The sequence below is a fragment of the Blastomonas natatoria genome (assembly GCF_003201955.1).
Lineage (GTDB): Bacteria > Pseudomonadota > Alphaproteobacteria > Sphingomonadales > Sphingomonadaceae > Blastomonas > Blastomonas natatoria.
Window position 1 is genome coordinate 82,843 of record NZ_QJJM01000009.1, and the last position, 25,485, is coordinate 108,327.

Genomic DNA, 25,485 nt, shown 5'->3' on the forward strand with positions numbered 1-25,485 from the left:
ACGCGATGCGCCCCGTCCCACCTCTGGAGTGCGACGATGAGCCATGATTTCAAGATGCTGATCGACGGTGAGCTGCTGGGTTCGGACAGCAGCCTTGCCGTGATCAATCCCGCAACCGCCCAGCCTTTCGCATTTGCGCCCAGGGCCGATATCAACCTGCTCAACCGCGCTGTGGATGCCGCTCGCAGGGCATTTCCCGGCTGGGCCGCGCTGCCGGTGGAAGATCGCTCCGACCGGATCGAACAGCTTGCCGCAGCCCTTGAAGCGCGCGCAGCGGAATTCGCGCGGCTGCTCACCAGCGAGCAGGGCAAGCCGTTCGATCAGGCGATGGGCGAGGTCATCGGCTGCACCTTCATCCTGCGTGCCTTTCGCGATCATCGGCTGGAGCCGAAGGTGCTACGCGAACGCGACGGCAACCGGGTGGTCGAGCATCGCCGCCCGCTGGGCGTGGTTGCTGCGATCACGCCCTGGAACTTCCCGCTCATCCTGCTGATGAACAAGCTTGGCCCGGCACTGATCGCGGGCAACACGATGGTGATCAAGCCCGCACCGACCACGCCGCTGACGACGCTGCTGTTCGGCGAACTGTGCGGCACGATCCTTCCTGCGGGTGTCGTCAACATCCTGGTCGACGACAATGATCTCGGCGTGCACTTCACCACCCATGCCGATGTCGACAAGGTGGCGTTCACCGGATCGACCGCGACTGGAAAGAAGATCATGGCCTCCGCCGCTGGCACCGTGAAGCGCGTGACGCTGGAGCTGGGCGGCAATGATGCGGCTATCGTGCTCGACGACGTGCCGCCCGGTCTTGCCGCGCGCAAGGTGTTCGACGGTGCGATGGTCAACGCGGGCCAGGTCTGCGTGGCAGTGAAACGCGCCTATGTGCCCTCGTCGATCTACGATGCGTTCTGCGAGGAGATTGCCGGGCTGGCGCGGGCAGCCATTGTCGATGACGGTCTGAAGCAGGGCACGATGATCGGCCCGGTGCAGAACCGGATGCAGTTCGAGAAGGTGAGCGAGCTGATTGCCGATGCCGCGCGCACCGGCAAGGTGATTGCGGGCGGTGCGCCGCTCGACCGCGACGGCTATTTCATTGCGCCGACGATCGTGCGCGACCTGCCCGAGGACGCACGGCTGGTGCAGGAGGAGCAGTTCGGGCCGGTGCTGCCGGTGCTGCGCTATGACGATATCGACGATGTCGTCGCGCGCGCCAACGCGTCCGAATATGGCCTGGGCGGCACGGTATGGGGCATGGACGTCGACCGCGCCACCGCAGTGGCAGAGCGCATCCAGACCGGCACCGTCTGGGTCAACCATCATCTCGCGATCGAGCCCGACATCCCGTTCCGCGGAGCAAGGCAATCGGGGCTCGGCGGAGAGCTGGGGGCAGAGGCGCTGCATGAATATACCCAGGCGCATATCGTGAACGCGGTGGCGCTTGCCTGAGTTTCGGCTCCGTCCGCTTGCCCATTGACCGGGACGGAGCCGGATAGCCCTTTCCATGTCGTGATGCTGCGCCATCACTCCCCGGCGGAGAACCTAGACCCATGCCTATTTCAGCCAGAGCCGCCGTATCGCGAACCGTCGGCCAAGCGCCTGTTATCGAACCCGTCACCCTGAGCGATCCGCAGCCCGATGAGGTTCTTGTCGAAATCTGCGCGGTCGGCATCTGCCACACCGACATGGTGATGCGCGACGGCCATCTGCCGGTGCCCTTTCCCGTGGTGCTGGGGCATGAAGGCTCGGGCATCGTCCGCGCCACCGGCAGCGAAGTGGACGATCTTGCACCGGGCGATGCCGTGGTGCTGAGCTTCATGTCGTGCGGCCATTGCCCGTCGTGCGACCACGACCAGCCGGCCTATTGCCACAGCTGGGCTCCGCTCAACTTCTTCGGATCGCGCGCCGATGGCACGACCAGTCTTTGCGATGCTTCGGGCCAGTCAGTGCACAGCCACATCTTCGGCCAGTCCTCCTTTGCGACGCACGCGCTGGTCAACCGCCGCAACGCGGTCCGGGTCGATCCCGACCTGCCGCTCGAACTGCTCGGGCCGCTCGGCTGCGGCATCCAGACCGGCGCGGGGGCCGTGCTCAATTCGTGCCGGGTGCGCGCCGGATCGAACGTTGCCGTGATCGGTGCGGGCGCGGTCGGCCTGTCCGCGATCATGGCCGCAAGGATCGCCGGGGCGAGCAGGGTCGTCGCGCTAGATATCAATGACGCACGTATTGCACTGGCGCTCGAGCTGGGCGCCAGCCATGGCTTCCATTCGGCCAGCGGCACGCTGCTCGATCATGCGCGGGCGGCGGATTGTCCGGCGGGGTTTGACTATATCTTCGATACGACGGGTCTTGCCGATCTGGTCAATCAGGCAATTCTGGCCCTGGCTCCGCTGGGAGAGCTTGCGCTGGTTGGCGCCTACCCGTTCGGATCACGGGTCATCGCCGATGCCGCGCATCTGATGAGTGCCGGGCGCGTCGTGCGCGGCGTAGTCGAGGGCAGCGCCGATCCGCAGAGCTTCATTCCGCTGCTGATCGACCATTATCGCCAGGGCCGCTTCCCGTTCGACCGGCTTGTCGAGTTTTTCGAATTCGAAGACATCGAGGGTGCGATTGCCGCCGGAGAGAGCGGCAGGGTGGTCAAGCCCATCGTGCGGATGCCGGTCTGATCGCCACCGCCTGAACGTCCGGTACAGGGCCCCGTCCGGAATTATCCGGGCGGGGCCTTTTTGTCAGTCCTGTCCCGTCTGTGCTGCCGCCTTGTCGAGATCATAGGAACCCAGGCCAGGCTTGTAGCTTTTCTCGTCGATGAACTGGCGGATACCTTCCTTGCGACCGTCGGTCTTGTCGTGGAAATTCGCCGCTTCCTGCATGCGGACCAGATAGTCCTCGGCCTCGTCATAGGTCATCACGCCGACCCTTCGCACCGCATCCTTGGCAAATTTCAGCGCGACGGGGTTCTTCTTGAGCAGCAGCTGCGCCACCTCGGTCGTGCGCGCCTCCAGCCGCTCGAGCGGGACGCTTTCGTTGACCAGCCGGATCGCGCTCGCCTGCTTGCCGTCGATCAGCTCGCCGGTCAGCGTCAACCACATCGCATCGCGCATTGGCAGCAGATCGACAACCACCTTGGTCACGCCGCCACCGGGCAGGATGCCCCAGTTGATCTCCGACAGCCCGAATTGCGCCTCGTCGGCGCAGATCGCCAGATCGCAGGCGAACAGCGGACCGAAACCGCCGCCGAAGCACCAGCCGTTGACCATCGCGATCGTCGGCTTCTGGAACCAGCGCAGGCGTCGGAACCAGCCATAGCTCTCGCGCTGCGACTTGCGCACGCCGCGCAGGCCCTGCGCTTCGGTCTCGCGGAAATATTCCTTGAGGTCCATGCCGGCAGACCAGCTGTTGCCTTCGCCACCCAGCACCAGCACGCCGACATCGTCGCGATACTCCAGATCGTCGAGCACCTCCATCATCTGGCGGTTGAGTGCAGGGTTCATCGCGTTGCGCTTTTCGGGACGGGCGAATTTCACCCATGCGATGCGGTCTTCCACCCGCACCGAAACGACCGGTTGTTCAGACATTGTCACTCCTTTTCTCTGGATATTCATGCAGAATTCGAGCTTATATTGTTGCTCTAGCATACAAATTGGGCGCGACCGATCCGGCTTCCCGGCCGGACGGACTAAAGCGAGATCAGCGCATCCAGGACGATCACGCCTTCGCCTTGCGGGTAGACGATGACCGGATTGAGATCGACCTCGCGAATGTCCGGCGTGGCCATCAGGGTCCGGCCCAGATCATGGATCAGCCGTGCGACGGCTGGCACGTCCATGACCGGGCTGCCACGGAAGCCATTGAGCAGCGGCGCCATGCGCAGCCTCGAAATTTCCGCCGTGATTTCGGCAATGCCGAGGTCAGGCGGCAACAGCCGCACATCGTGCAGCAGTTCGGCGGTCACCCCACCAAAGCCGACCAGCAAGGTCGGTCCCCAGAGCGGATCGCAGCGCGCGCCGACGATCAGTTCGACCCCCCTGGGTGCCATGCCCTCGACCAGCACCCCATCCAGGACCAGATCGGGTCGTGCTGCAGCGACGCTCGTCGTCAGGCGCTGCCAGCCTGCGATCACCGCCGCGCGGTCTTCCAACCCGATCACGACTCCGCCAGCATCGCTCTTGTGCGGAAGAGCGGGCGATTGTGCCTTGAGCACCACCGGATAGCCCAGAATGTCGGCCGCATCGGCCGCCGCTTCTGCACTGGTCACCATTCGTCCAGGCGGAAAGGTGATGCCCAGCGGTGCCAGCAGCGCCTTTGCGCGATATTCGGGAATCGTGGTGCCTGGCAAGCCCAGCCCGGTCAGTGGGGCTGCCTGCACTGCATCATGGTCGCTGTCCGGTTTCGATATGGAGACTGCCCTTGCCAGTGCCCGCAAGCCGCGTTCGGGCGTCGGAAGATAGGTTACGCCCCGTGCGCGCAGCGCAGCGACGTCCTCGTCCAGAACACCGCCGCCCTCGTCGACGCCGCACACGATCAGGGGCTTGCCGACATGCTTCTGGTCCAGAGCGTCAAGCACGGCAGAAAACTTGACATGCGATGTGCGCGTTTCGATCTGGATCAGCGCGAGCAGGATGGCGCCGACGCGCGGCTCCTGCGCCAGCGCTGCGAGCGTGCGGCCATAAAGCCCCGGGTCGACCAGGCCCTGGGCGGTAACATCGAGTGGATTGGTGACCGGTACGAACGGCGGCAAGGCCTCGCGCAACAGCGGGCTGGTCGTCGCGTCGAGCGCGGGCAGGGCGAGACCCGTGGTTTCTGCCAGATCGAGCAGCATGGCCTTGAGCGCACCCGATTCGACCACCACGCCGATGCCGGGATCGGGCAGGGCAGGGCAGCGCACCAGGATTTCCGTCACGTCGCCCAGCTCCTCGAGCGATTCGACCAGGACGATCCCGGCACGGCGGACATGCACGGCCATGAGCGCATGGTCACCGGCCATCGCGCCGGTATGCGTGGCGGCACTGGCCGCGCCTGCGGCACTGCTGCCGGGGTGCAGCAGCACCACCTGCTTGCCTGCCAGCCGTGCGCGCCGTGCAGCAGCGAGGAACCGGGACGGATTGCGGATATGCTCGGCAATCATCGCGATCACCGCCGTTTCGGGCTGATCGGCCAGATAGTCGAGATAATCCTCTATCCCGCTCGCGGCTTCGTTGCCGGTCGATATATAGCAGGACAAGGGTATGTCGCGGTGGATCATGGTCGTCGCCAGCACCGCTGCCATTGCACCGGATTGCGAGACGATGCCGACCCGCCGGTCCCCCTCGGCCCTGGCTTGCGGCATCTCGATGAAGGTCAGCGAGATATTGTCGATGAAATTGACCAGACCCAGGCAGTTGGGTCCTTCCACCACCATGCCGGCCTTGTACGCGATCGCGGCGATTTCCTGCTGGTCGGCCAGGCCCTGCGGACCATCCTCGGCAAAGCCGGCGGAGAAGATCACCGCCGCCCCGCATGCCCGCGCGGCCAGCCCGCGCACGGCGTCGAGCACGCCTGCCCGCGGAATCGCCAGCACCGCCGCATCGACGCCCATAGGCAGGTGGTCGACCGTGGTTATGCAGGGTCGTCCGCCGATCTCGTCCCTTTTGGGGTTCACGAGATGGATCGCGCCGTCAAAGCCCTGACGTTCAAGGTTGCTCAGCACCGAGGCCCCGAGCGATCCCGGCTTGTCCGATGCGCCGATAATGGCGATCGATTTCGGCTTGAGCAGACGAGCCAGATCGGCGCGCGCAAGCGCCTCGGCGGGGCGGCTCAGGACGGTATCCACAGGCAATCTCTCCGGCAGGAAGGGCAGGGCATCAACCGCCCATTTGCCGAGATTGTATGCTAGGCATACATTTTTGCAACCGGAAAAAGCGACGAGTGCTGCGGCTCAGTCGGCTGGGGTGCGTTTGCGGGGGCGAGACCGGTCCTTCTGGCTGGCAACCCGTTCGAGCAGGGCCCGCAATACACCCCTTTCCTCGCTGGTCAGCGTGCTCACGCTCAGCGCGTCCGATTCCCGGATGGCATCCAGCATCGCGCCAAGCCGTTGCTCGCCTTCGCTGGTGAGGTGCAGCGCATTGGTGCGTGCATCGCGTCCCGGCCGCCGCTCGACCAGGCCGCGCTCTTCCAGGATATTGACCTGTCGCATCGCGCTGGACCGGTTGATGCTCAGTGCACGGCCGAGTGCCGTCTGGTCGCAGCCGGGATTGTCGCGGATCAGCACCAGCGCGGTCAGCTTGGCTGGCGAAACACCGAAAGGCTGCAAGGCGCGGCGCGCATCCTGTTCAGCGGCCAGACTGGCGCGCTGAAGCTGGTAGCCCACCAGCTGCAAGAGGTCACGACCCTGCTTGATCGGCATCGGCAATCCTTTCCTCGCGTGGCCTGATCGTGCCACCACAGACGCAGCGTGCCTTACCGCATCGCTTGCACGGACGACAACTGTCCTGCAGCGGACGGGCTGGGCGGCCGTGCGCAGATCGGGACCGGCAGCACTATGCTGATCGACTGGGCCTCGCGGACAAAAGGCAAGCAGATCGCCAAGCCCGGGCCGAGCCGATGTCCTTCGGCAAGAGCCCTGTCAGGCGCGCATTGCCCCGGCAGGCTGGTGCAGGGGGCAAGCTGCGGCCCGCGTCTCTGTCGATGTCTGGGGAAATGGAGGCCCGAGCCGGAATCGAACCGGCGTGCAAGGATTTGCAGTCCTCTGCGTCACCACTCCGCCATCGGGCCACCGTGGGGAAGGACGCAGCATTGTGCCGGTTCGCGGGGAAAGTCAAGACTCAAGCGCATCGCTTCGATGGGAGGCATCGATCCGGCGGTAAATACTGCCATTGTGGCGCAATTGCTGTATTGCCATGATAATACAGCCATGCCATAAGCAGAGCAACGGCAATGTCGATTGCATTTTGCAACCGGATAGCTATCAAAGCGGAATCGATGTTCCGTTTGGGCTTGCATCGCCGTCCGCATATTCTAGGGCGCTTGGACATGACCGATACACAGACTCTTGCTCCGACCGATTTCGCCGCTGCCCGCAGGCACATGATCGAAAGCCAGCTGCGTCCCACCGATGTCAGCGATCCCGTAGTCATTGGTGCGATGGCGGTAACTCCGCGCGAAAATTTCGTTCCTGCCAGCCACCGGGCACTCGCCTATATCGACCGAGCCATTTCGATCGGGGGCGGACGCGTACTCAATCCGGCGCTTTCGACTGGACTGCTGCTCACCCGCGCCGAACTGGCCAGCGATGACAAGGTCCTGCTCATTGGTTCGGGCACAGGTTATGCTGCGGCGCTGCTCGCGGGCATCGTCTCGCATGTCGTCGCCGTCGAAGAGGATCGTGCCTTGGTCGAACAGTCCAAGGTCCATCTCGACGCCCTGGGCAATGTCACGCTCGTCGAATCGGCGCTGGCTCAGGGACACGCGGCGGGGGCGCCCTACGACCTGATCATCATCGATGGTGCTGTCGAGCAGGTGCCCGAGGAGATCGTGGCTCAGCTGACGGATGGCGGCAGGCTGCTGACCGGGCTCGACGAATCGGGGGTCATGCGGCTCGCCAGCGGTCGGCGCCAGGCCGGTGCCTTCGCGCTGGTCCCGTTTGCCGATACAGACATTGCACCCCTTGCGGCCTTTGCACGGCCCAAGCGCTACACCTTCTGAAGCAGGCGCCAGGCTTCTGGCACCGGCGATGGACGACAAGAGAACCGGATTGATGAAGACTTCGCTTTGGATGGCCGGTTGTGGGGCGGCTCTGGTTCTCGGCAGCGCACCGTCGCACGCAGAAACACTGCGTGATGCGCTGATCGCGGCCTACCAGACCAACCCGACATTGAATGCCGCGCGTGCGCAGCAGCGGGCGACCGATGAAGGTGTGCCGATCGCGCTCGCCGACGGCCGACCCAGCTCGCAGGTCCAGGCGCAATATTCGGAGAACTTTCTCAACCCCGCCAACGCCTTTACTGCTCCTGCGCGATCGGTGAACGGCACGATCAACATGGATGTGCCAATCTATTCGGGCGGCAGCGTGCGCAACGCCATCAAGGCTTCCAAGGTGCGGGTCGAAGCGGGCCAGGCCGATTTGCGCGGAACCGAGGCGACCGTTTTCAGCAATGTCGTCGCCGCCTATATGGATGTGATCCGCGACGAGGCGATCGTCGGTCTCCAGCGCCAGAATGTCGAAGTGCTCGACGTCAACCTCCAGGCCTCGTCCGACCGGTTCGAGATCGGAGACCTGACGCGTACGGATGTCGCCCAGTCCGAGGCGCGGCTGGCCATTGCACGCAGCGACCTGCAGACCGCCGAGGCCAATCTCATCCGCAGCAAGGAAACCTTCATTCAGCTGGTCGGCCGCGCGCCCGAAGCGCTTGAGCCCCCGCCACCTCTGCCCAACCTGCCTGCTGCCCCCGAAGCTGCCGTCGCTACCGCGCTCGACAGCAATCCCGACCTGGAAGCAGCGCGCGAGCGGGTCAAGGCAGCGGAGTTCGACGTCAAGTCCGCCCGCGGGGCGCGCCTGCCGCGGGTCGGCCTGTTCAGCCAGGGCAATTACCAGAATTTCCTCGGCACCCTGGGCAGTACCCTGATTCAGGGCAATTTCGTCCAGCAACAGTCGAGCGCTGCGGCAGGCGTGCAGCTGACCGTGCCGGTCTATCAGGGCGGCCGCCCCGGCGCCCAGATCCGCCGCGCCCAGGCGGTCTCCGGACAGGCGATGGAACAGGAAATCGCGGTCGAGCGCGGGGTCATTGCACAGGTGCGTGCGGCCTATGCCAGCTTCAATGCCTCGCTTCAGGTGATCGAATCATCGCAGCGCGCGGTCGATGCCAATACGCTCGCGCTGGAAGGCGTTCGTGCCGAGAACAGCGTGGGCAACCGCACGATTCTCGACATTCTCGATGCCGAGCGCGAGATGCTGAATGCGCAGGTGCAGCTCGTGACCGCGCGCCGCAATGCCTATGTCGCCGGGTTCACGCTGCTCGCCGCAATGGGCCGGGCAGAAGCCCGCGATCTCGGGCTGGATGGCGGTCTGCTGTATGATCCGGAAATCAATTACGAGCGCGTCCGCGACAAGATCATGGACTTCGATTCGGACGAGGACCCGGTCGCCCAATCGACGCGCACCGTTGACAGCCCGGCGCAAAATGCCGCACTGATCGGCCCGCCCAACCAGTAGGTCGGGCAGGACGTCGAATCGAATCGGATCAGGGGCACGGGGACATGACACGCGATATTGGCGAGCCGAGCCTTGAGGAGATTCTCGCCTCGATCAAGAAGGTGATCGCCGAGGATGGCCGCAAGCCGCGCCGTCCCGCGCCGCAACGCCCCGCGCCTGCCCGCCAGAGCGCGCCCGTTGACGATATCCTGGAACTGACCGAAAGCGTCGAACCGGAAGCCGCGCCGGAGCCGGAAGAGGCCCCGCTGCTCAGCCGCGCGGGCGAGCAGTCGATGCGCGAATCGCTGGCCGTGCTGGCAACGCTGACCGAGCCCGGCGTGAGCCCGCAGATCGTGCGCTCGGGCGAGACTTCGCTCGAAGGCATGGTGCGCGCGATGCTGCGCCCGATGCTCGCCGAATGGCTCGACAAGAATTTGCCGCCGATCGTCGAGGCGATGGTCGCGAAGGAAATCGGGCGGATCACCGGCCGCAAGGGCTGATTCGAAGCCGATCAAGAGCTTTGCACCCGGCGTTGCCCGATGGTAACGCCTGCAACCATGAAGACAACGATCCTTGCCGCGCTGCTCGCCAGCGCCCTGTCGCCCGTTCTCCTTGCCAGCCCTGCCGCCGCCCGGCCGATGACCGAGACGGACCTTGCGACCTTCAACCGCCTCGGTGCGCCTGCCGCCTCGCCCGACGGCCAATGGGTCGCCTATCAGCTGACGACGACCGACCTTGCGGCGAACAAACGCAGCACCGGATTGTTCGTGCTCGACCTTGCCGACAGCAAGGCCCAGCCGATTTCGGTCGCCGATTCTCCCGGCCATAACGAAAGCGCGCCGGTGTTCGCCCGCGATGGAAGGCATCTGTTCTTCCTGTCGAACCGTTCCGGGACTGCCCAAGTCTGGCGCGTCGCGCTGCCCGGCGGCGAACCGGTTCAGGTGACGCAATCGGCTCTCGATCTCAGCGGCTTCAGCCTCTCGCCCGACGGCAACAGCCTCGCGGTCTGGGCGGATGTGGCCGAGGGATGCTCGGTCGATGCGTGCGATGCCAAGCCCAAGCCCATGGGCACGGGCCGCGAATATGACCGGTTGTTTGTCCGCCACTGGGACAGCTGGCGCGAGCCCGGCACCTATTCGCGCATCTATGCCTATGCGCTCGGCACGGATGGCAAGGCGGCTGGCCCCGCGCGGGCGGTGAGCGCATCGATCGAGGGCGATGCCCCGAGCAAGCCGTTCGGCGGCGGTGAGGAGATCGCCTGGAGCGCGGACAGCAAGGCGATTGCCTTCGCCATCCGCAAGTCCGATGGCGACGAGCCGCGCTCGACCAATCTCGACATCGTCTGGCAGCCGCTCGCCGAGGGCGCAGCCGCACAGAACCTGACCGAGGCCAATCAGGCCACCGATTCGCTGCCCGCCGCTTCGCCCGATGGCCGCTGGCTCGCCTGGGCGGCCATGGCGCGTCCCGGCTATGAGGCCGATCGCATGGTGGTGCATCTGCGCGACATGAAGACCGGCAAGGTTACAAAACTCACCGAAAGCTGGGACCGCTCGGTCGGCTCGATCGCCTGGGCGCCCGATTCGAAGAGCCTGCTGGTCACCGCACAGGACCTGCTCGAGCATCCCGTGTTCCGTGTCGATGTGCCCAGCGGCAAGGTCACGCGGCTCACCGAGCGCGGCAATGTGGGCAATGTTGTGCCCTTGGCCGATGGCGGGATGATCTACACGATCAACTCGGTTTCCGCGCCCGACGATCTCGTGCTGATGGATGCGAAGGGCCAGACCCGCCGTCTGACCAATGTCAACGCCGAGAAGCTCGCCGGGATCGATCCGGTGATGTACGAACAGTTCACTTACAAGGGCGCGAACGGCGATCTCGTTCATGGCCAGATTCTCAAGCCGCAGGGCGCGAAGGGCAAGCTGCCGGTCGCGCTGCTGGTGCATGGCGGGCCGCAGGGCAGTTTCAGCAACAGCTGGTCCTATCGCTGGAACCCCGCGGTGATGGCCGCGCAGGGCTATGCCGCAGTCAGCATCGATTTCCACGGCTCGACCGGATACGGTCAGGCATTCACCGACAGCATCAACAGGGACTGGGGCGGCAAGCCGCTCGAGGACCTCAAGCTAGGCATGGCCGCGCTCCCGGGCATCGACGCCTCGCTCGACACCGCCAATGCCTGCGCGCTGGGCGGCAGCTATGGCGGATACATGATGAACTGGATCGCGGGCCAGTGGCCGGACGGCTTCAAGTGCCTGGTGACGCATGCCGGCGTGTTCGACCTGCGCGCCATGGCGTTCGAGACCGAGGAGCTGTGGTTCGACGAATGGGACCATGGCGGCCCCTGGTGGCAGCGTACCGACGCGGAAAAGTGGAACCCGGTCAATTACGTGACCCGCTGGAAGACGCCGACGCTCGTCATCCACGGCGAAAAGGACTTCCGCATCCCCTATTCGCAGTCGCTCGCCGCGTTCACCGCGCTGCAGCGCCAGGGCATCGAATCGAAGCTGCTGATCTTCCCGGACGAGAACCACTGGGTGCTGAAAGCGCAGAACAGCGTGCAATGGCACCGCAACGTCTTCGACTGGCTGGCGAAGCACCTGAAGGGCGAGAAGGTGAAATAAGCGCGGCGGGGCTTGGCTTGATGCGGCAATTGCCGCTAATGGCGGCGCATGACCGACAAGACCGAACTGCCGAAAACTTTCGACCCCGCCGCGATCGAGGCGAAATGGTATCCGCATTGGGAGGAAACGAACGCGTTCCGGCCCGAGCGGCCCGGTGCAGAGCCCTATACCATCGTCAACCCGCCGCCGAACGTGACCGGCAGCCTGCATATCGGCCATGCGCTCGACAACACGCTGCAGGACATCATGATCCGCTACGAGCGGTTGCGCGGCAAGGATGCGCTGTGGGTGGTCGGCACCGACCATGCCGGCATCGCGACGCAGATGGTGGTCGAGCGCCAGCTCGAGGCAGCGCAGGACAAGCGCACCAATTACAGCCGCGAGGATTTCGTCAGCAAGGTCTGGCAGTGGAAGGAGGAGAGCGGCGGCGCGATCACCCGTCAGCTGCGGCGCCTGGGCTGTTCGATGGATTGGTCGCGCGAGCAGTTCACCATGGACCCGCATTTCAGCAAGGCGGTGCTCAAGGTGTTCGTCGACCTGTACAATCAGGGGCTGATCTATCGCGACAAGCGGCTGGTCAACTGGGACCCAAAGCTCAAGACCGCGATCAGCGACCTCGAGGTCGAGACGCGCGAGGTGCAGGGTCATTTCTGGCATTTCCGCTATCCGCTCGCTGATGGCGTGACGCTGGATGACGGGCGCGACCATATCGTCGTTGCGACGACGCGGCCCGAGACGATGCTGGCGGACATGGCAGTCGCGGTGAATGCGGCCGACCCGCGCTACCAGAGCGTCATCGGCAAGTTCGTCGAGCTTCCGATCACCGGACGGCGCATTCCGATCGTCGCCGACGACCATGCCGATCCCGAATTGGGTTCGGGCGCGGTGAAGATCACGCCGGGGCATGATTTCAACGACTTTGAGGTCGGCCGCCGGGCCGGAATTGCAGCTGCGGACATGCTCAACATGTTCGATGCCGAGGCGCGGGTGGTGCAGACCGCCGATGGGCTGATCCCGGCAGAATTCATCGGCGTGGACCGGTTCGATGCGCGCAAGCTCGTGGTCGAGCGGATGAAGGCGCTGGGCCGTCTCGTACCGCATGTCGTCACCGGCAAGGACGGCGAGGTCACCGAGCACGATGCCGAACCGCGCACCATCCAGACGCCCTATGGCGACCGCGGCGGCGTGGTAATCGAACCCTGGCTGACCGACCAATGGTATGTCGATGCCAAGACCCTCGCCCAGCCCGCGATCGAGGCGGTAAAGACCGGCGTGATCGAGATCGTGCCCAAGAGCTGGGAAAAGACCTATTTCCACTGGATGGACAATATCCAGCCCTGGTGCGTGTCGCGGCAGCTCTGGTGGGGTCACCGCATTCCGGCCTGGTATGGCTCGGATGGCCAATGCTATGTCGCCGAAACCGAGGATGCGGCACAGGCACTGGCGGGCGATGGTGTGACGCTCGAGCGCGATGGCGACGTTCTCGACACCTGGTTCTCCTCCGCGCTCTGGCCGTTTGCGACCTTGGGCTGGCCCGATGCCGCCCCCCCTCCGTTTGTCCCGAGCGAAGTCGAGGTACGTCAGGGAACGGTGGAGCAAGGTCCCTCGACTTCGCTCGGGACAAACGGGCTTGGGGGTGCGCCGAGCAATCTGCTCGCCAAGCATTACCCCAATGATCTGCTGATCTCCGGCTTCGACATCCTGTTCTTCTGGGATGCGCGCATGGCGATGATGGGGACGCATTTCATGGGCCAGGCGCCCTGGAAGCGGCTGTATCTGCACGGGCTGGTCCGTGCGGCGGATGGCGCGAAAATGTCCAAGTCCAAGGGCAATACCGTCGATCCGCTCGGCCTGATCGACAGCTATGGCGCGGACGCGCTGCGCTTCTTCATGGCGGCGATGGAAAGCCAGGGCCGCGACATCAAGATGGATGAGCGGCGCGTCGAGGGCTATCGCAATTTCGCGACCAAGCTGTGGAACGCTGCGCGCTTCTGCCAGGCGAACGGCATCGGCGCGAGTTCTTCCGTTTCGGCACCGGCGGCGACGCTCGCGGTCAACCGCTGGATCATCGGCGAGGTGGTGGAAACGGTCGCAGCATTGGACAAGGCGCTCGGCGACCTGCGCTTCGACGCAGCGGCGAACGCGATCTATCATTTCGTCTGGGACCAGTTCTGCGACTGGTATCTGGAGCTGATCAAGCCGGTGCTGTCCGCCGAGGGTGATGCAGGCGAGGCGGCAGAGACCCGCGCGGTCGCGGGCTGGGTGCTCGACCAGATCCTGGTGATGCTGCACCCGTTCATGCCGTTCATCACCGAAGAGCTGTGGCACGCGCTCGGCGAGCGATCGGGTGACCTGATCGTCGCGCAGTGGCCCGCGCCGCAGGCCGAGGTGGACGCCGGAGCCAAGGCAGAGACCGAATGGCGCATCGATCTGGTGGGCAGCATCCGGTCGGCCAAGAACGAACTCGGTATCGCGCCGGGCACACGGCTCAAGGCGTATGTGCAGGATGCCAATGACCAGACCAAAGCCTGGGTAAACGGTTTCTGGACCGGCGCGCAGCGGCTGGCGCGGATCGACTTTGCGCCGCTGGACGGGGCCGCGCCCGAGGGCGCGAACCTGCAGATCGTGGTCAACGAGGCGACCTTCGTGCTGCCACTCGAAGGCATCATCGACATCGCCGCCGAAAAGGCGCGCCTGACCAAGGCGCTGGAAGCCGTGTCCAAGGAAGCCAAGTCGCTCGAAGGCCGACTGTCGAACCCGGCGTTCGTCGAGAAGGCCAAGCCCGAAGCTGTGGAAAAGGCGCGTGCCGACCATGCGGAGAAATCTGCGGAGGCCGAGCGGCTGGCGGCGGCACTCGCCCGGCTTGGCTGACCTTCGCGCCCCGAACGGCTCCGGGAGGGCAGGCGCATGAGCCTGTCCTACGCCCGGCTGCTCGCGCGGCGTGTGTATCGGTCCTTATGGTTCACGCCTGCGGCCTATGCGGTGCTCGCGGTGCTGGCGCTGCTGCTGGCGCCGGCGCTGGGCGTGCTGCTGCCGAACGAATTCCACAAGCTGATCGGACTCGACGGGGTCGACGATCTGCTCGGCGTCCTCGCCAACACGCTGCTGGCCGTCGCGATCTTCTCGCTGGGCATCATGGTGTCGTCGCTCCAGGCAGCGGCATCGGCGGCGACCCCGCGCGCGCGTCCGCTGCTGATGCAGGATCGCACCGCGCAGAACGCGATCTCGGTGTTCATCGGCGGGTTCATCTATGCGATCGTCGGCACTGTCGGGCTTTCCACCAGCTATTTCGGCCAGCCGTCTCGCGTCATCCTGTTCCTGACCACCTGTCTCGTCATCGTCTCGGTCATCTATGCGCTGATCCGCTGGATCGCGCGGCTCAGCAATCTGGGCGATGTGTCCGAGGTTATCGACCTGCTCGAAGATGCCGCCGAAAAGGCCTTTGCCGATCTTGCCGCGCGGCCACTGCTGGGCGGGGTCGAACTGGTGGCGATGCCCGATGGCGGCGTGCCACTCTATTCCGAGCGCTTCGGCTTCGTGCAGGCGATTGACGACCAGCTGTTCGCGGCGCTGTGCGCCGAGCAGGACCTCGACGTCTGGTTGGCCGTGCGTCCCGGAACCTATGTCGATTCGAGCACGATCCTGCTCAGGACATCGCGCGCTCTGGATGAGGACACGGCGCAATCGGTCCGCCGCGCCTTCGTGATCGCGGGCGATCGCACGTTCGAGGCCGACCCGCGCTTTGGTCTGATCGTGCTGTCCGAGACCGCCTCCAAGGCGCTGTCACCGGGCGTCAACGATCCGGGCACTGCGATCGATGTTCTGGGCACCTCGCTGCGCATTCTGGCAGGATGGAGCACCGCGGCGCGCGCTACCCCGGCCCGTGTCACCTGCCCGCGGCTCCACGTTCCGCCGATCGCGATCGAGGATCTGGTCTGCGATGCCTTCCGCTGGATCGCGCGCGATGGCGCAGGGCAGCTCGAGGTGCAGATTCGGCTGCAAAAGGCGCTGCGTTCGCTCGCTGCGCACGATCCGGTGCATTTCGGCGAGGCCGCGCGGGGCATGTCGCACGAGGCGTTTGCGCGCGCGAAGATCGGGCTGGCGCTGCCGGGCGATGTCGAGATTCTTGAGCGGTTCGTGCTGGACTGAGGGGTGCCGAAGGTGGGGCGGGCGTCCTTCCAAAATCCTCCCCGAGCTTGTCTCGGGAAGGGGGACCGCCGACCGAAGGTCGGCGGTGGAGGGGAAGCGGGATGGCATATAGGCCGAAGGGCATCACGCACCCGCTGCCCCTCCACCACCCGCTGCGCGGGCGGTCCCCCTCCCCCAGCGAGCTGGGGGAGGATTTTTCCATGTCGCGCCAAGCCTGCCAACCACCGCATCCTCCACACCTGCCCCCTTGCCCCGGCGACGCACGTTCCCTAAACGTTCGACGGTGAACGATCTCGCCCCCACATCCGAATTCCCGCCGCCCTCGGCCAACGACCCCGCCTATCTTCGGGGGCTGAACACGCCGCAGCGCGAGGCGGTGCTGTCATCCGACGGCCCGGTGCTGGTGCTGGCGGGGGCAGGAACAGGCAAGACCGCCGCGCTGACCGCGCGGCTCGCGCATCTGATCGCGACGCGCCGCGCCTGGCCATCGGAAATCCTCGCGGTCACCTTCACCAACAAGGCCGCGCGCGAGATGCGCGAGCGCGTAGGAAAGATTATCGGCGAGGCGGTGGAGGGCATGCCATGGCTCGGCACCTTCCACTCGATCGGCGCCAAGATGCTGCGCCGTCATGCCGAACTGGTCGGGTTGCAGTCGAACTTCACGATCATCGACACCGACGACCAGTTGCGGCTGCTCAAGCAGCTGATCCAGGCGGCGGATATCGACGACAAGCGCTGGCCCGCGCGCCAGCTCGCCGGGTGCATCGACCGCTGGAAGAACAAGGGGCTGAATCCGCACGAACTCGATGCGGCAGAAAGCGAGCTCTATGCCAACGGACGCGGGCAGGAACTGTACACCGCCTATCAGGACCGGCTGAAGGCGCTCAACGCCTGCGATTTCGGCGATCTGCTGCTGCACATGCTGACATTGCTGCGCACCGACCGCGCGGTGCTCGAGCAATATCAGCAGAAGTTCAAATATATCCTGGTCGACGAATATCAGGACACCAATTCGAGCCAGTATCTCTGGCTGCGGCTGCTCGCCCAGGCGCGCAAGAATATCTGCTGTGTCGGTGATGACGACCAGTCGATCTATTCGTGGCGCGGCGCGGAAGTCGCCAACATCCTGCGCTTCGAGAAGGATTTTCCCGGCGCGCGGATCATCCGGCTCGAACAGAATTACCGCTCCACGCCGCATATCCTGGGTGCGGCCTCGGGCCTGATCGCGTCGAACAGCGACCGGCTGGGCAAGACGCTGTGGACCGAGGTCGATGCGGGCGAGAAGGTGCGCGTGCTCGGCGTATGGGACGGGCCCGAAGAGGCCCGGCGGATCGGCGAGGAGCTCGAAAGCCTGTCGCGGCGCGGGATAAGCCTCGACAGGACCGCGATCCTGGTCCGCGCGCAGTTCCAGACGCGCGAGTTCGAGGACCGGTTCATCGCCATCGGCATGCCCTATCGCATCATCGGGGGCTTCCGCTTCTACGAGCGCGCGGAAATCCGCGATGCGCTCGCTTACCTGCGCGTCGTCAACCAGCCGGCAGATGATCTGGCGTTCGAGCGGATCTTCAATACGCCCAAGCGCGGCTTGGGCGACAAGGCACTGGAAAAGGTGCACCGGCTGGCGCGCGCGACCGGACTGCCGCTCAGCGCCGCCGCCTTCCAGATTCTCGACAGCGATGAACTGCCGGCGCGCGCCCGCACCGCGCTCACGGCGCTGATGCGCGGCATCGCGCGGTGGCGCGACCTGCTCTCGACGATGAACCCGGCAGACCTCGTGCGGCAGATTCTCGACGAATCGGGCTATACCCAGGTGCTCCAGGCCGAACGCTCGGTCGAGGCCTCGGGCAGGCTGGAGAACCTTTCCGAACTCGCGCGCGCGATGGAGGAATATGAGAGCCTCGGCGATTTCCTCGAGCATGTCAGTCTCGTCATGGACAACGAGGCTTCAGCGGAAGAGGCCAAGGTCACGATGATGACCATCCACGGGGCCAAGGGGCTGGAATTCGAGCATGTCTTCCTCGCCGGATGGGAGGAGGGGGTATTTCCCTCGCAGCGCGCGCTCGACGAGGGCGGTATGGCGAGCCTCGAGGAGGAGCGCCGCCTGGCCTATGTCGCGATCACCCGCGCGCGCGCCAGTTGCACGATCGTGCATGCGGCCAACCGGCGCATCTATGGCCAGTGGACCAGCTCGATCCCGTCGCGCTTCATCGGCGAATTGCCAGCTGAGCATGTCGAGGAGGAAAGCTCGCTGACCGGCGGTGCGTCGCTCTGGCGCGCGGGGCTATCCGAACGCGACGATCCCTTTGCGCATCTCGCGCGCGATCCTGAGCGCGCGGCGCGCCGGGGGCCCGGCTGGCAGCGCGCGGCGCAGGTGCCTGGCGGCTTCAATGCCACGCCGCAGCGCGTTGCCGAGGCCCGGTCGAGCGCCATCAGCTTGGGCAATGCCGGGCGAAGCGATGTCGCAATCGGCACCCGCGTCTTTCACCAGAAGTTCGGCTATGGCCTCGTTGCCGAGAAGGAAGGCAACAAGCTGGAGATCGACTTCGAGAATTCGGGGCGCAAGCGGGTGATCGACAGCTTCGTCAGCCTCGCCTGAGAGCTCGGTTCAGATACGTTCTGCCCGCGCCACCGATTCCGACGCGCGCAGCGCCATGATGATCTGCATCAGATGGCCGACATCGTGCACTTCCAGGTCGGATTCATAGGTATGGAACGGCTGGTCACGGTTGGTGAGCTTGAGGTTGACGATGTTCGCCTTGTGATGGCTGAATATGCCCGCCATGTCGGCGAGGGTGCCTGGACGGTTGTACAGGATCGCCCGGATGCGCGCCGTCGCGCCGTCCGAATCTCCGCCCCATGACAGGTCGATCCAGTCGGCATCGACGCCGCTGACCAGGTTGAGGCAGTCGATCGTGTGCACCTCGATATTCTCGCCCTGGCGGCGCAGGCCGACGATGCGATCACCCGGCACCGGATGGCAGCATTCGGCCAGCTGGAACGCGACACCCGGTGTCAGTCCCTTGATGGAAATCGCCCGATCCTGGCGCGGGAATTCGCGCAAGGCTGCCTGATCGCTGCTGCTGCCGGGCACCAGCGCATCCATCAGCGCGACATCGCTGATCTGGTTCTTGCCCACCGCCAGCATGAGTTCGGTCTCGTCGGCCATCTGCAGCCGTTCCAATGCCTGTTTCAGCGCCTTCTTGCCGATCTTCACCGGCAGCCGCCCGGCAATTTCGTCGAAGATCACCCGGCCCATTGCGGCGGTTTCCTCGCGCTCCTTGTCGCGGACATAGCGCCGGATCGCGGCGCGCGCCTTGCCGGTGGTGACAAAGCCCAGCCAGCTGGTCTGCGGTTCCTGGCCCTCGGACTTGAGAATCTCGACAATGTCGCCATTGGCGAGCGGCGTGCGCAGCGGAACGTTGCGCCCGTTGATCAGCACGCCGACCGCCTTGTTGCCGAGATTGGTGTGCACCGCATAGGCAAAGTCGATCGCGGTCGCGCCCTTGGGCAACTGGTGCAGCGCGCCCTTGGGCGTAAAGGCAAAGATGCGGTCCTGGTACATCGCCATGCGGGTATGCTCGAGCAGTTCGTCGGCATCCTGCGCGGTGTCGAGAATCTCGATCAGGTCGCGGATCCAGCCTGCCTGCCCGTCTGGGCGGGTGCCGCCCTGCTTGTAGGCCCAGTGCGCAGCCAGGCCATATTCGCTCTGCCGGTGCATCTCGTGCGTGCGGATCTGGATCTCGACCCGCATCGACTGGCCGTGGATGATCGCGGTGTGCAGCGAGCGATAGCCATTGCGCTTGGGCGTCGAGATATAGTCCTTGAAGCGGCCCGGGATCATCTTCCACTTGCGGTGGATATGGCCGAGCGCGGCGTAGCAGTCCTCGATGCTGTCGACGATGACGCGAAACGCGATGATGTCGGTCATCTGCTCGAACGAGACATGGCGTTCGGCCATCTTGCGCCAGATCGAATAGGGGTGCTTTTCCCGGCCGCTGATCTCGGCGGTAAGGCCATGCGCGGCGAGCTCTGCCTTCAGCGACTCGGCGATGGTCTCGACCTGGTTCTCGCCGCTGGCCTTGATCTGGTCGAGCCGCCCGCAGATCGTTTCATAGGCTTCGGGTTCGAGTTCGCGGAACGAGAGCATCTGCATCTCGCGCATATATTCGTACATGCCGACGCGCTCTGCCAGCGGCGCGAATATGTCCATCGTCTCGCGCGCGATGCGCTTGCGCTTGTCGGCGCTCGAGATGAACTTCAATGTGCGCATGTTGTGCAGCCGGTCGGCCAGCTTGACCAGCAGGACGCGCAGGTCGTTCGACATGGCGAGCAGGAACTTGCGCAGATTCTCCGCCGCGCGCTCGTTCTCGGTCTGAGCCTCGATCTTCGACAGCTTGGTGACGCCGTCGACCATTTCGGCGACCTTGGGACCGAACAGCCGCTCGACCTCCTCGATCGTGGTCAGCGTATCCTCGACCGTGTCGTGCAACAGCGCGGTGATGATGGTCTCGACGTCCATCTTCAGGTCGGTCATCAGACCCGCGACCTCGATCGGATGGCTGAAATAGGGGTCGCCGCTGGCGCGCTTCTGGCTGCCATGCTTCTGCACGGAAAACACATAGGCGCGGTTGATCAGCGCCTCGTCCGCATCAGGGTCGTAATCCTTGACCCGCTCTACCAGTTCATATTGTCTCAGCACCGGCTGAATGTCGGAGCTTTGCAAGCAATTGCAACAGAAAAACGCGCCTGTGCAGAGGGCCTTGATGGGGTCCGCTTGGGGGGCAAGGGATCAAGGCATCGGGGTCTGCACAGGCGCGGCAGGTTTGCCGGGCGTCAGAGGCGGGCGATGTGGGAGTATCGCAGGCCCTGTCTGCCCGGCCGGAGGGCGAATGGGGGTCAGCCCTTGGCGTTGCAGGTGGCGAGCTCGTCGCTGGCCATGGCTTCGCTGCGGGTTGTAAAGGCGGTGACGTCACCCATCTTGCGAGCAAGGCGGGTGCAAGCATTGATCGGGCGCGAGGTCGCCTTGGATCCGGTGCATACCGTGCCTTCGCACTGCCAGACGACGCCCTGGATGATCTTGGTGGTCTTTTCGACCGGTGCCGCGAGCTCTGCCATGAAATAGCTGCTGCCCGGAGTCTGGGCGCTGGCGGTGCTGGCCTGCATCATCACCATGCTCGAAAGCGAGGCGGCAGCGACAAAGGCGATCTGGGTGAGGGTCTTGCTGAAGCGGGGCATGGTGTGTCCTTTCTAACGGCAGTCCGGGGGGCAAATCGGGGGGTGCAATTTAGGTTGCGAATCACTACTTATAGAAATAGGTTTTTAGTTGCAACTAGAAACTGAATTTTCGTTGGCAAGACCGCAAATTTGGATAAGATGGCGGTTTGAAACTGGATTTGATGACCATGACCCACGGTAACCCTACCAAATTGCGCGAACCGCTGGCCGAGATTGCTGCTTGCTGCAGCCTGCCGCAGGCGCTCGAGACGATGGGAGAGCGCTGGTCGTTCATGATCCTGCGCGCCTCGTTCAACGGGCTGCACCATTTCGAGGAGTTTCTGGAAGAGCTGGGTATTGCCCGCAACATCCTGTCGAACCGTCTGACGAGACTGGTCGAAAGCGGCATTCTGAAGCGCGCGCCTTGCGTCGATGACCGGCGCAAGATCGAATATCGCCTGACCGACAAGGGCCTCGATCTGTTGCCGACGATGATCGCGCTGCGCCAATGGGGCGAGAAATGGGAAAGCGGCGTTCCGTCGAACCCCGTGCTGGTGGACGAACGCGATCGTCGTCCGATTCAAGCGATCTCGATCCGCGCGCACGATGGCAGGGTGCTGACCCATCACGACCTGTGCTGGATCGATATTGCCGACCTCAATGCCGGCGATGGCGACGACAGCGACCACGATGGTGTGGTGAAGCGCATCGCCAGCATCTGACGGCGCGCCGGCAATGATGCTGTTTAGCTGCTGGCGCGGATGATCAGCTCGGGTTCCAGCTGGACCGGGTCGCAGATTTCTCCATCGATCTGACGGAAGACCATGTCGACCAGCATCCGTGCACCTGCCTGAAGATCCTGACGAATGGTGGTGAGCGGTGGGGTAGTGTGCGCTGCCAAAATGATATCGTCATAGCCGACCACGGCGACATCGCCTGGCACCGACAGCCCGCGCTCTGCAAGCGCACGAAGCGCACTCATCGCGACCACATCGGATGCTGCGAAAATTCCGTCTATCCCGGGATTCGCATCCAGAAATTCCCGCGCAGCGCTGTAGGCGGCTTCCGATGTCAGATGAATCGGCAGGCTGTGGACCGAGTCCGACAGACCGGCTTCGGCACAGGCCTGGAGAAAGCCCTGCTGGCGCTGACCGAATTCGGGCGGGCTGGGATTGCCCAGAAACAGCAGATTGCGCTTGCCGCGCTCGATCAGGTGCCGCCCGGCGATGAGCCCGCCGCGCACATTGTCCGAACCCACTGTCACGTGCTTCTGGCCGGCGATCCGCGCGCCCCAGACCACCAGTGCGCGATGCCGCTCCGCTGCGGCCTCCAGCACGGCCATCTGGTCGGACTGTCCGATGACGATCGCGCCATCGACCCGCCCGGAATCGAGCAGATCGTCGAGCCAGTTGCCGTCCGAAGGGATGACGCGCGAGAGAAGCAGGTCAAAGTTCCGCTCGGTCAGGGCATCGGCGAGATAGCCGAGCATCGTCATGAAGAACGGATCCGAGGGGTGCTGATCGACTTCATGTCCCATCGGCATCACCACGCCGATCGCCTGGGCACGGCGCAGGCGAAGATTCTGCGCGACCTGGTTCGGCTTGAACCCGTGCAGACGCGCAAGCTCGACCACGCGTTCGCGCGTCTTGGCGTTGATGATCGTCTTGCCAGCCAGCGCCCGCGATACCGTGGACACCGATACTCCAGCGAGCTCGGCGAGCTCCTGCATCCCTATCTTGCTGATGGTACGCGCCTTTCCCCAAAAAAAGTTTTCGCGCCGCTCCCTTTGCCGATGTAAACCCTCGGGGGCCGATCGTCGAGCATCTTGTCAGCATTCGCTTGCATTTCCAGTCGCAACCTGTATTAATACAGCAATACACATTAAGGAGATGGCGTCATGGCCTTCAGTTGGAAACATGTCCTGATTGCTGCGGCGAGCGGCGTCGCGCTGGCAGGCTGCACCCTGGTCGATGGCGCAGAGATGCTGATCGAGGACGAGTCGGGCGAATCGAACGAAGGCTGGTCGAGCCAATGGTCGGGAGAGCCGTTTGACCGGATCACGCTCGCCGGGCCGGACAATATCAGCTTCACGACCGAAGGCGAACATGCGGTCAGTGCCACCGGCGATGCCAAGGCGCTGGAAAGGCTGCAATATCGCGTCCGGGATGGCGAACTGCGCATCCGCCGCAAGAAGTCCTCCTTCAGCTTCGGCGATTCGGGCGAGGCCAATATCAAGATCAGCGCTCCGGCCTTGCGGGCGCTGGTACTGGCGGGATCAGGATCGGCCAGGATCGACCGCATGGAAGGCGACGAGATCAAGCTCAGCATAGCCGGGTCGGGTGATGCAGAGGTCGCGCAACTTGCCGCCAAGAAGTTCGATGGAGCGATCGCGGGCAGCGGTTCGCTCACGCTGGCAGGCAGCGCGGACAATGCCGACATCTCGATCGCAGGATCGGGCAGCGTGCAGGGCGAACGCTTCACCAGCCCCACCGTCGACATCTCGATTGCCGGCTCGGGCGACGTCGTCATGGCTTCGGACGGCAGTGTCGATGCCAGCCTGATGGGGTCGGGCGATGTGACCATCAAGGGCCAGGCCAAGTGCAAGAGCAGCTCCATGGGGTCCGGAACGATCACCTGCGGTTGAAGCTGCCCGGCGCAAAAGCGGTTGCGTGCCCGTGACGCATGCTAGACACTTGTCCATGCCCTGAATACCGGGGCAGGGGAGGGTGTGTTGACCGCATCAAGCAATACCGATGCCATGGAAGGCAATCCGGGCTTCTGGGACCGGCATGTCATGCCGCGCCTGATTACCTTCTGCTGCGCGCAGCCTGCAATTGCCAAGGCGCGCAGCCGCATCGTTCCGCGCGCCACCGGCCGGGTGCTGGAACTGGGCTGCGGCGGGGGTATCAATCTCGACCATTATGATCGTGCGCGCGTCACTGCGCTTGCCGGTGTCGATCCCTCGCCACAACTGCTCGACACCGCACGGGGCAAGGCACGGACGATGGGCTTCGATACCGATTTTCGGGCGGGCTATGCCGAATGCCTGCCCTTTACCGATGCGAGCTTCGATACCGTGCTCACCACTTTCACCCTGTGTTCGGTGCGCGATCCGCAGGCGGTGCTGCGCGAGATGCGGCGCGTGATGGCGCCTGGCGGCACCATCCTGTTCCTCGAGCATGGCGCTGCTCCCGATCCTGCGCCTGCCCGCTGGCAACAGCGTATCGAGCCGCTGTGGAAGCGGATCGCTGGCGGCTGCCATCTGACCCGGCCGGTCAGTGTCGCATTTACGGGCCAGGGATTTCGCCTGAGCGATTGCGAAGCCCGCTACATGCCCGGCACACCGCGTTTTCTGGGCTGGATCGAAATGGGTGAGGCTTGCGCATGAGAGGCGCCCTGATCGCGTTGGCACTCACCATGATGCTGGCCGGCACGGCATCGCCATCGGCATGGGCAGCGGAGCGGCGCTTTGCGCTGTCGGATTTCGACAAGATCCGCATCGAAGGCGATATTGCGGTGGACGTGCGTTCGGGTCGGACATCCGGAGCAACGGCAAGCGGCGATGCGCGCGCATTGCAGGCGCTGACCCTGACGGTACAGAGTGGCACGCTCCATATCCGCCGGGCCCGTTCCACCGCGCCTGTCGAGCGGCGCCAGCAGGCTGGTGCGCCCGAAGGGGTGCCGCAGGTTCTGGTCGATGTGCGCGGGGTGCAGGCGCTGGTGCTGCTGGGCAATGGCAGCGCCCGGATCGACCGGCTGGTCGGCGCGCGGCCGAGCGCCACGATGGACGGCAACGGCTCGGTCGAAATTGGCCGGGTCGCGGCCGAAGTCCTGGCGGTCAATGTGAACGGTAGCGGAAGCCTGAAGGTTAGCGGCACGGCGCAGCGCGCCCGGGCCGTCATGATCGGCGATGGGCTGATCGAGGGAACGGGGCTTGTCGTCGCTGCGCTGGACCTGACCAGTGAAGGCCCGGTGCGCGCGATGCTGGACGTCAGCGGACCTGCGCGAATTTTTGCCAGGGGCGGCGCGGATATCGCGATTGCAGGCACGCCGCAGTGCACCGTCCGGCAGATCGGCACCAACGAGATTCGGTGCGGATCGCAGGAATAGGTCGCCGGGCTACGACGATCCGGGCCGTTCAGCGCCCGCGCCGGTCCATGTACCAGATCACGCCGTGCAGCGCTGCACCGCCGGCCAGACCAGCCAGAAAGCCGATGGACGGCTGGCCCAGAAAGCCCCCTGCCACCGTCCCGACCAGAGTGCCCAGAGCCATGAATACGCCCCCTGCGCGAGCCGGGGGGCGATTGGTTTCGGATGTCTTGTTGACCATGTCCGTGC

The 25,485-nt window shown here is 64.7% G+C and carries 20 protein-coding genes and 1 tRNA gene; 13 read left to right on the forward strand and 8 right to left on the reverse strand.

The features are described 5' to 3' along the window. Positions 1-36 precede the first annotated feature (36 nt). Positions 37-1,449, forward strand: coding sequence for an aldehyde dehydrogenase family protein (locus C7451_RS12575; RefSeq protein ID WP_110299323.1), 1,413 nt, complete (start codon positions 37-39; stop codon positions 1,447-1,449). A 101-nt stretch (positions 1,450-1,550) separates the two neighbouring features. After that, positions 1,551-2,666, forward strand: a complete 1,116-nt coding sequence (locus C7451_RS12580) for an NAD(P)-dependent alcohol dehydrogenase (RefSeq protein ID WP_110299324.1) — start codon at positions 1,551-1,553, stop codon at positions 2,664-2,666. Positions 2,667-2,729: 63 nt separating this feature from the next. Here the strand turns inward: C7451_RS12580 and C7451_RS12585 are convergent, their stop codons facing one another. The 4 genes from C7451_RS12585 to C7451_RS12600 all read right to left on the reverse strand — a co-directional run bounded on the left by C7451_RS12585 (position 2,730) and on the right by C7451_RS12600 (position 6,750). Beyond that, complete coding sequence (locus C7451_RS12585) at positions 2,730-3,575, reverse strand: p-hydroxycinnamoyl CoA hydratase/lyase (RefSeq protein WP_110299325.1); 846 nt, start codon at positions 3,573-3,575, stop codon at positions 2,730-2,732. 101 nt (positions 3,576-3,676) lie between these two features. Then, positions 3,677-5,809, reverse strand: coding sequence for an acetate--CoA ligase family protein (locus C7451_RS12590; RefSeq protein WP_425266486.1), 2,133 nt, complete (start codon positions 5,807-5,809; stop codon positions 3,677-3,679). Positions 5,810-5,914: 105 nt separating this feature from the next. Next, entirely contained in the window at positions 5,915-6,382 is a 468-nt protein-coding gene (locus C7451_RS12595; protein WP_244181860.1) for a MarR family winged helix-turn-helix transcriptional regulator, read from the reverse strand. Positions 6,383-6,676: 294 nt separating this feature from the next. Further along, positions 6,677-6,750, reverse strand: a tRNA-Cys gene (locus C7451_RS12600). 258 nt (positions 6,751-7,008) lie between these two features. Here C7451_RS12600 and C7451_RS12605 point away from each other — a divergent pair. The 7 genes from C7451_RS12605 to C7451_RS12635 all read left to right on the forward strand — a co-directional run bounded on the left by C7451_RS12605 (position 7,009) and on the right by C7451_RS12635 (position 18,529). After that, positions 7,009-7,680: a protein-L-isoaspartate O-methyltransferase family protein gene (locus C7451_RS12605; protein ID WP_167398539.1), complete on the forward strand. Its 672-nt coding sequence runs from the start codon at positions 7,009-7,011 to the stop codon at positions 7,678-7,680. Between the two features lie 52 nt (positions 7,681-7,732). Next, a complete protein-coding gene (locus tag C7451_RS12610; protein WP_425266487.1) occupies positions 7,733-9,187 on the forward strand; it encodes a TolC family outer membrane protein in 1,455 nt (484 codons plus the stop codon). Between the two features lie 44 nt (positions 9,188-9,231). After that, positions 9,232-9,666: a DUF2497 domain-containing protein gene (locus C7451_RS12615; protein WP_110299328.1), complete on the forward strand. Its 435-nt coding sequence runs from the start codon at positions 9,232-9,234 to the stop codon at positions 9,664-9,666. A gap of 57 nt (positions 9,667-9,723) precedes the next feature. After that, a complete protein-coding gene (locus tag C7451_RS12620; protein WP_110299329.1) occupies positions 9,724-11,784 on the forward strand; it encodes an alpha/beta hydrolase family protein in 2,061 nt (686 codons plus the stop codon). Positions 11,785-11,832: 48 nt separating this feature from the next. Next, positions 11,833-14,655 carry a valine--tRNA ligase gene (locus C7451_RS12625; RefSeq protein ID WP_110299330.1) on the forward strand — a complete coding sequence of 941 codons (2,823 nt, stop codon included), beginning with the start codon at positions 11,833-11,835 and terminating at the stop codon, positions 14,653-14,655. Positions 14,656-14,691: 36 nt separating this feature from the next. Then, entirely contained in the window at positions 14,692-15,933 is a 1,242-nt protein-coding gene (locus C7451_RS12630) for a DUF2254 domain-containing protein (protein WP_110299331.1), read from the forward strand. Between the two features lie 283 nt (positions 15,934-16,216). Beyond that, on the forward strand, positions 16,217-18,529 hold the full coding sequence (locus C7451_RS12635; protein ID WP_110299332.1) for an ATP-dependent helicase: 2,313 nt from the start codon (positions 16,217-16,219) through the stop codon (positions 18,527-18,529). Between the two features lie 9 nt (positions 18,530-18,538). Here the strand turns inward: C7451_RS12635 and C7451_RS12640 are convergent, their stop codons facing one another. Then, positions 18,539-20,632: a RelA/SpoT family protein gene (locus tag C7451_RS12640; protein ID WP_110299420.1), complete on the reverse strand. Its 2,094-nt coding sequence runs from the start codon at positions 20,630-20,632 to the stop codon at positions 18,539-18,541. A 197-nt stretch (positions 20,633-20,829) separates the two neighbouring features. Continuing rightward, positions 20,830-21,168 (reverse strand): DUF8200 family protein, encoded by a 339-nt coding sequence (locus C7451_RS12645; protein ID WP_110299333.1) that lies wholly within the window; start codon positions 21,166-21,168, stop codon positions 20,830-20,832. 161 nt (positions 21,169-21,329) lie between these two features. Here C7451_RS12645 and C7451_RS12650 point away from each other — a divergent pair, with 161 nt between their 5' ends. Beyond that, the gene (locus tag C7451_RS12650; protein ID WP_425266488.1) at positions 21,330-21,869 is read left to right on the forward strand and encodes a winged helix-turn-helix transcriptional regulator; all 540 of its coding nucleotides are present in this window, start codon (positions 21,330-21,332) and stop codon (positions 21,867-21,869) included. 23 nt (positions 21,870-21,892) lie between these two features. On the opposite strand, the gene C7451_RS12655 is transcribed toward C7451_RS12650, so the two are convergent. Next, the gene (locus tag C7451_RS12655; RefSeq protein WP_110299334.1) at positions 21,893-22,876 is read right to left on the reverse strand and encodes a LacI family DNA-binding transcriptional regulator; all 984 of its coding nucleotides are present in this window, start codon (positions 22,874-22,876) and stop codon (positions 21,893-21,895) included. 168 nt (positions 22,877-23,044) lie between these two features. On the opposite strand from C7451_RS12655, the gene C7451_RS12660 reads away from it, so the two are divergent. The 3 genes from C7451_RS12660 to C7451_RS12670 all read left to right on the forward strand — a co-directional run bounded on the left by C7451_RS12660 (position 23,045) and on the right by C7451_RS12670 (position 25,257). Further along, positions 23,045-23,791, forward strand: coding sequence for a head GIN domain-containing protein (locus C7451_RS12660; protein WP_110299335.1), 747 nt, complete (start codon positions 23,045-23,047; stop codon positions 23,789-23,791). An 87-nt stretch (positions 23,792-23,878) separates the two neighbouring features. Continuing rightward, the gene (locus C7451_RS12665) at positions 23,879-24,535 is read left to right on the forward strand and encodes a class I SAM-dependent methyltransferase (RefSeq protein ID WP_341866630.1); all 657 of its coding nucleotides are present in this window, start codon (positions 23,879-23,881) and stop codon (positions 24,533-24,535) included. Further along, complete coding sequence (locus C7451_RS12670) at positions 24,532-25,257, forward strand: GIN domain-containing protein (RefSeq protein ID WP_110299336.1); 726 nt, start codon at positions 24,532-24,534, stop codon at positions 25,255-25,257. Before C7451_RS12665 ends, C7451_RS12670 begins: the two co-directional genes overlap by 4 nt. 28 nt (positions 25,258-25,285) lie before the next feature. Here C7451_RS12670 and C7451_RS20395 read toward each other — a convergent pair whose 3' ends face one another. Then, positions 25,286-25,420, reverse strand: a complete 135-nt coding sequence (locus C7451_RS20395) for a hypothetical protein (protein ID WP_279629495.1) — start codon at positions 25,418-25,420, stop codon at positions 25,286-25,288. Between the last annotated feature and the right edge of the window lie 65 nt (positions 25,421-25,485).

Bases quoted from the DNA above. Each gene is read 5' to 3' on its own strand.
- C7451_RS12575 (WP_110299323.1), top strand. From the start codon at position 37: ATGAGCCATGATTTCAAGATGCTGATCGACGGTGAGCTGCTGGGTTCG.
- C7451_RS12580 (WP_110299324.1), top strand. From the start codon at position 1,551: ATGCCTATTTCAGCCAGAGCCGCCGTATCGCGAACCGTCGGCCAAGCG.
- C7451_RS12585 (WP_110299325.1), bottom strand. From the start codon at position 3,575: ATGTCTGAACAACCGGTCGTTTCGGTGCGGGTGGAAGACCGCATCGCA.
- C7451_RS12595 (WP_244181860.1), bottom strand. From the start codon at position 6,382: ATGCCGATCAAGCAGGGTCGTGACCTCTTGCAGCTGGTGGGCTACCAG.
- C7451_RS12605 (WP_167398539.1), top strand. From the start codon at position 7,009: ATGACCGATACACAGACTCTTGCTCCGACCGATTTCGCCGCTGCCCGC.
- C7451_RS12610 (WP_425266487.1), top strand. From the start codon at position 7,733: ATGAAGACTTCGCTTTGGATGGCCGGTTGTGGGGCGGCTCTGGTTCTC.
- C7451_RS12615 (WP_110299328.1), top strand. From the start codon at position 9,232: ATGACACGCGATATTGGCGAGCCGAGCCTTGAGGAGATTCTCGCCTCG.
- C7451_RS12620 (WP_110299329.1), top strand. From the start codon at position 9,724: ATGAAGACAACGATCCTTGCCGCGCTGCTCGCCAGCGCCCTGTCGCCC.
- C7451_RS12625 (WP_110299330.1), top strand. From the start codon at position 11,833: ATGACCGACAAGACCGAACTGCCGAAAACTTTCGACCCCGCCGCGATC.
- C7451_RS12630 (WP_110299331.1), top strand. From the start codon at position 14,692: ATGAGCCTGTCCTACGCCCGGCTGCTCGCGCGGCGTGTGTATCGGTCC.
- C7451_RS12645 (WP_110299333.1), bottom strand. From the start codon at position 21,168: ATGCCCCGCTTCAGCAAGACCCTCACCCAGATCGCCTTTGTCGCTGCC.
- C7451_RS12650 (WP_425266488.1), top strand. From the start codon at position 21,330: ATGACCATGACCCACGGTAACCCTACCAAATTGCGCGAACCGCTGGCC.
- C7451_RS12655 (WP_110299334.1), bottom strand. From the start codon at position 22,876: ATGCAGGAGCTCGCCGAGCTCGCTGGAGTATCGGTGTCCACGGTATCG.
- C7451_RS12660 (WP_110299335.1), top strand. From the start codon at position 23,045: ATGGCCTTCAGTTGGAAACATGTCCTGATTGCTGCGGCGAGCGGCGTC.
- C7451_RS12670 (WP_110299336.1), top strand. From the start codon at position 24,532: ATGAGAGGCGCCCTGATCGCGTTGGCACTCACCATGATGCTGGCCGGC.
- C7451_RS20395 (WP_279629495.1), bottom strand. From the start codon at position 25,420: ATGGCTCTGGGCACTCTGGTCGGGACGGTGGCAGGGGGCTTTCTGGGC.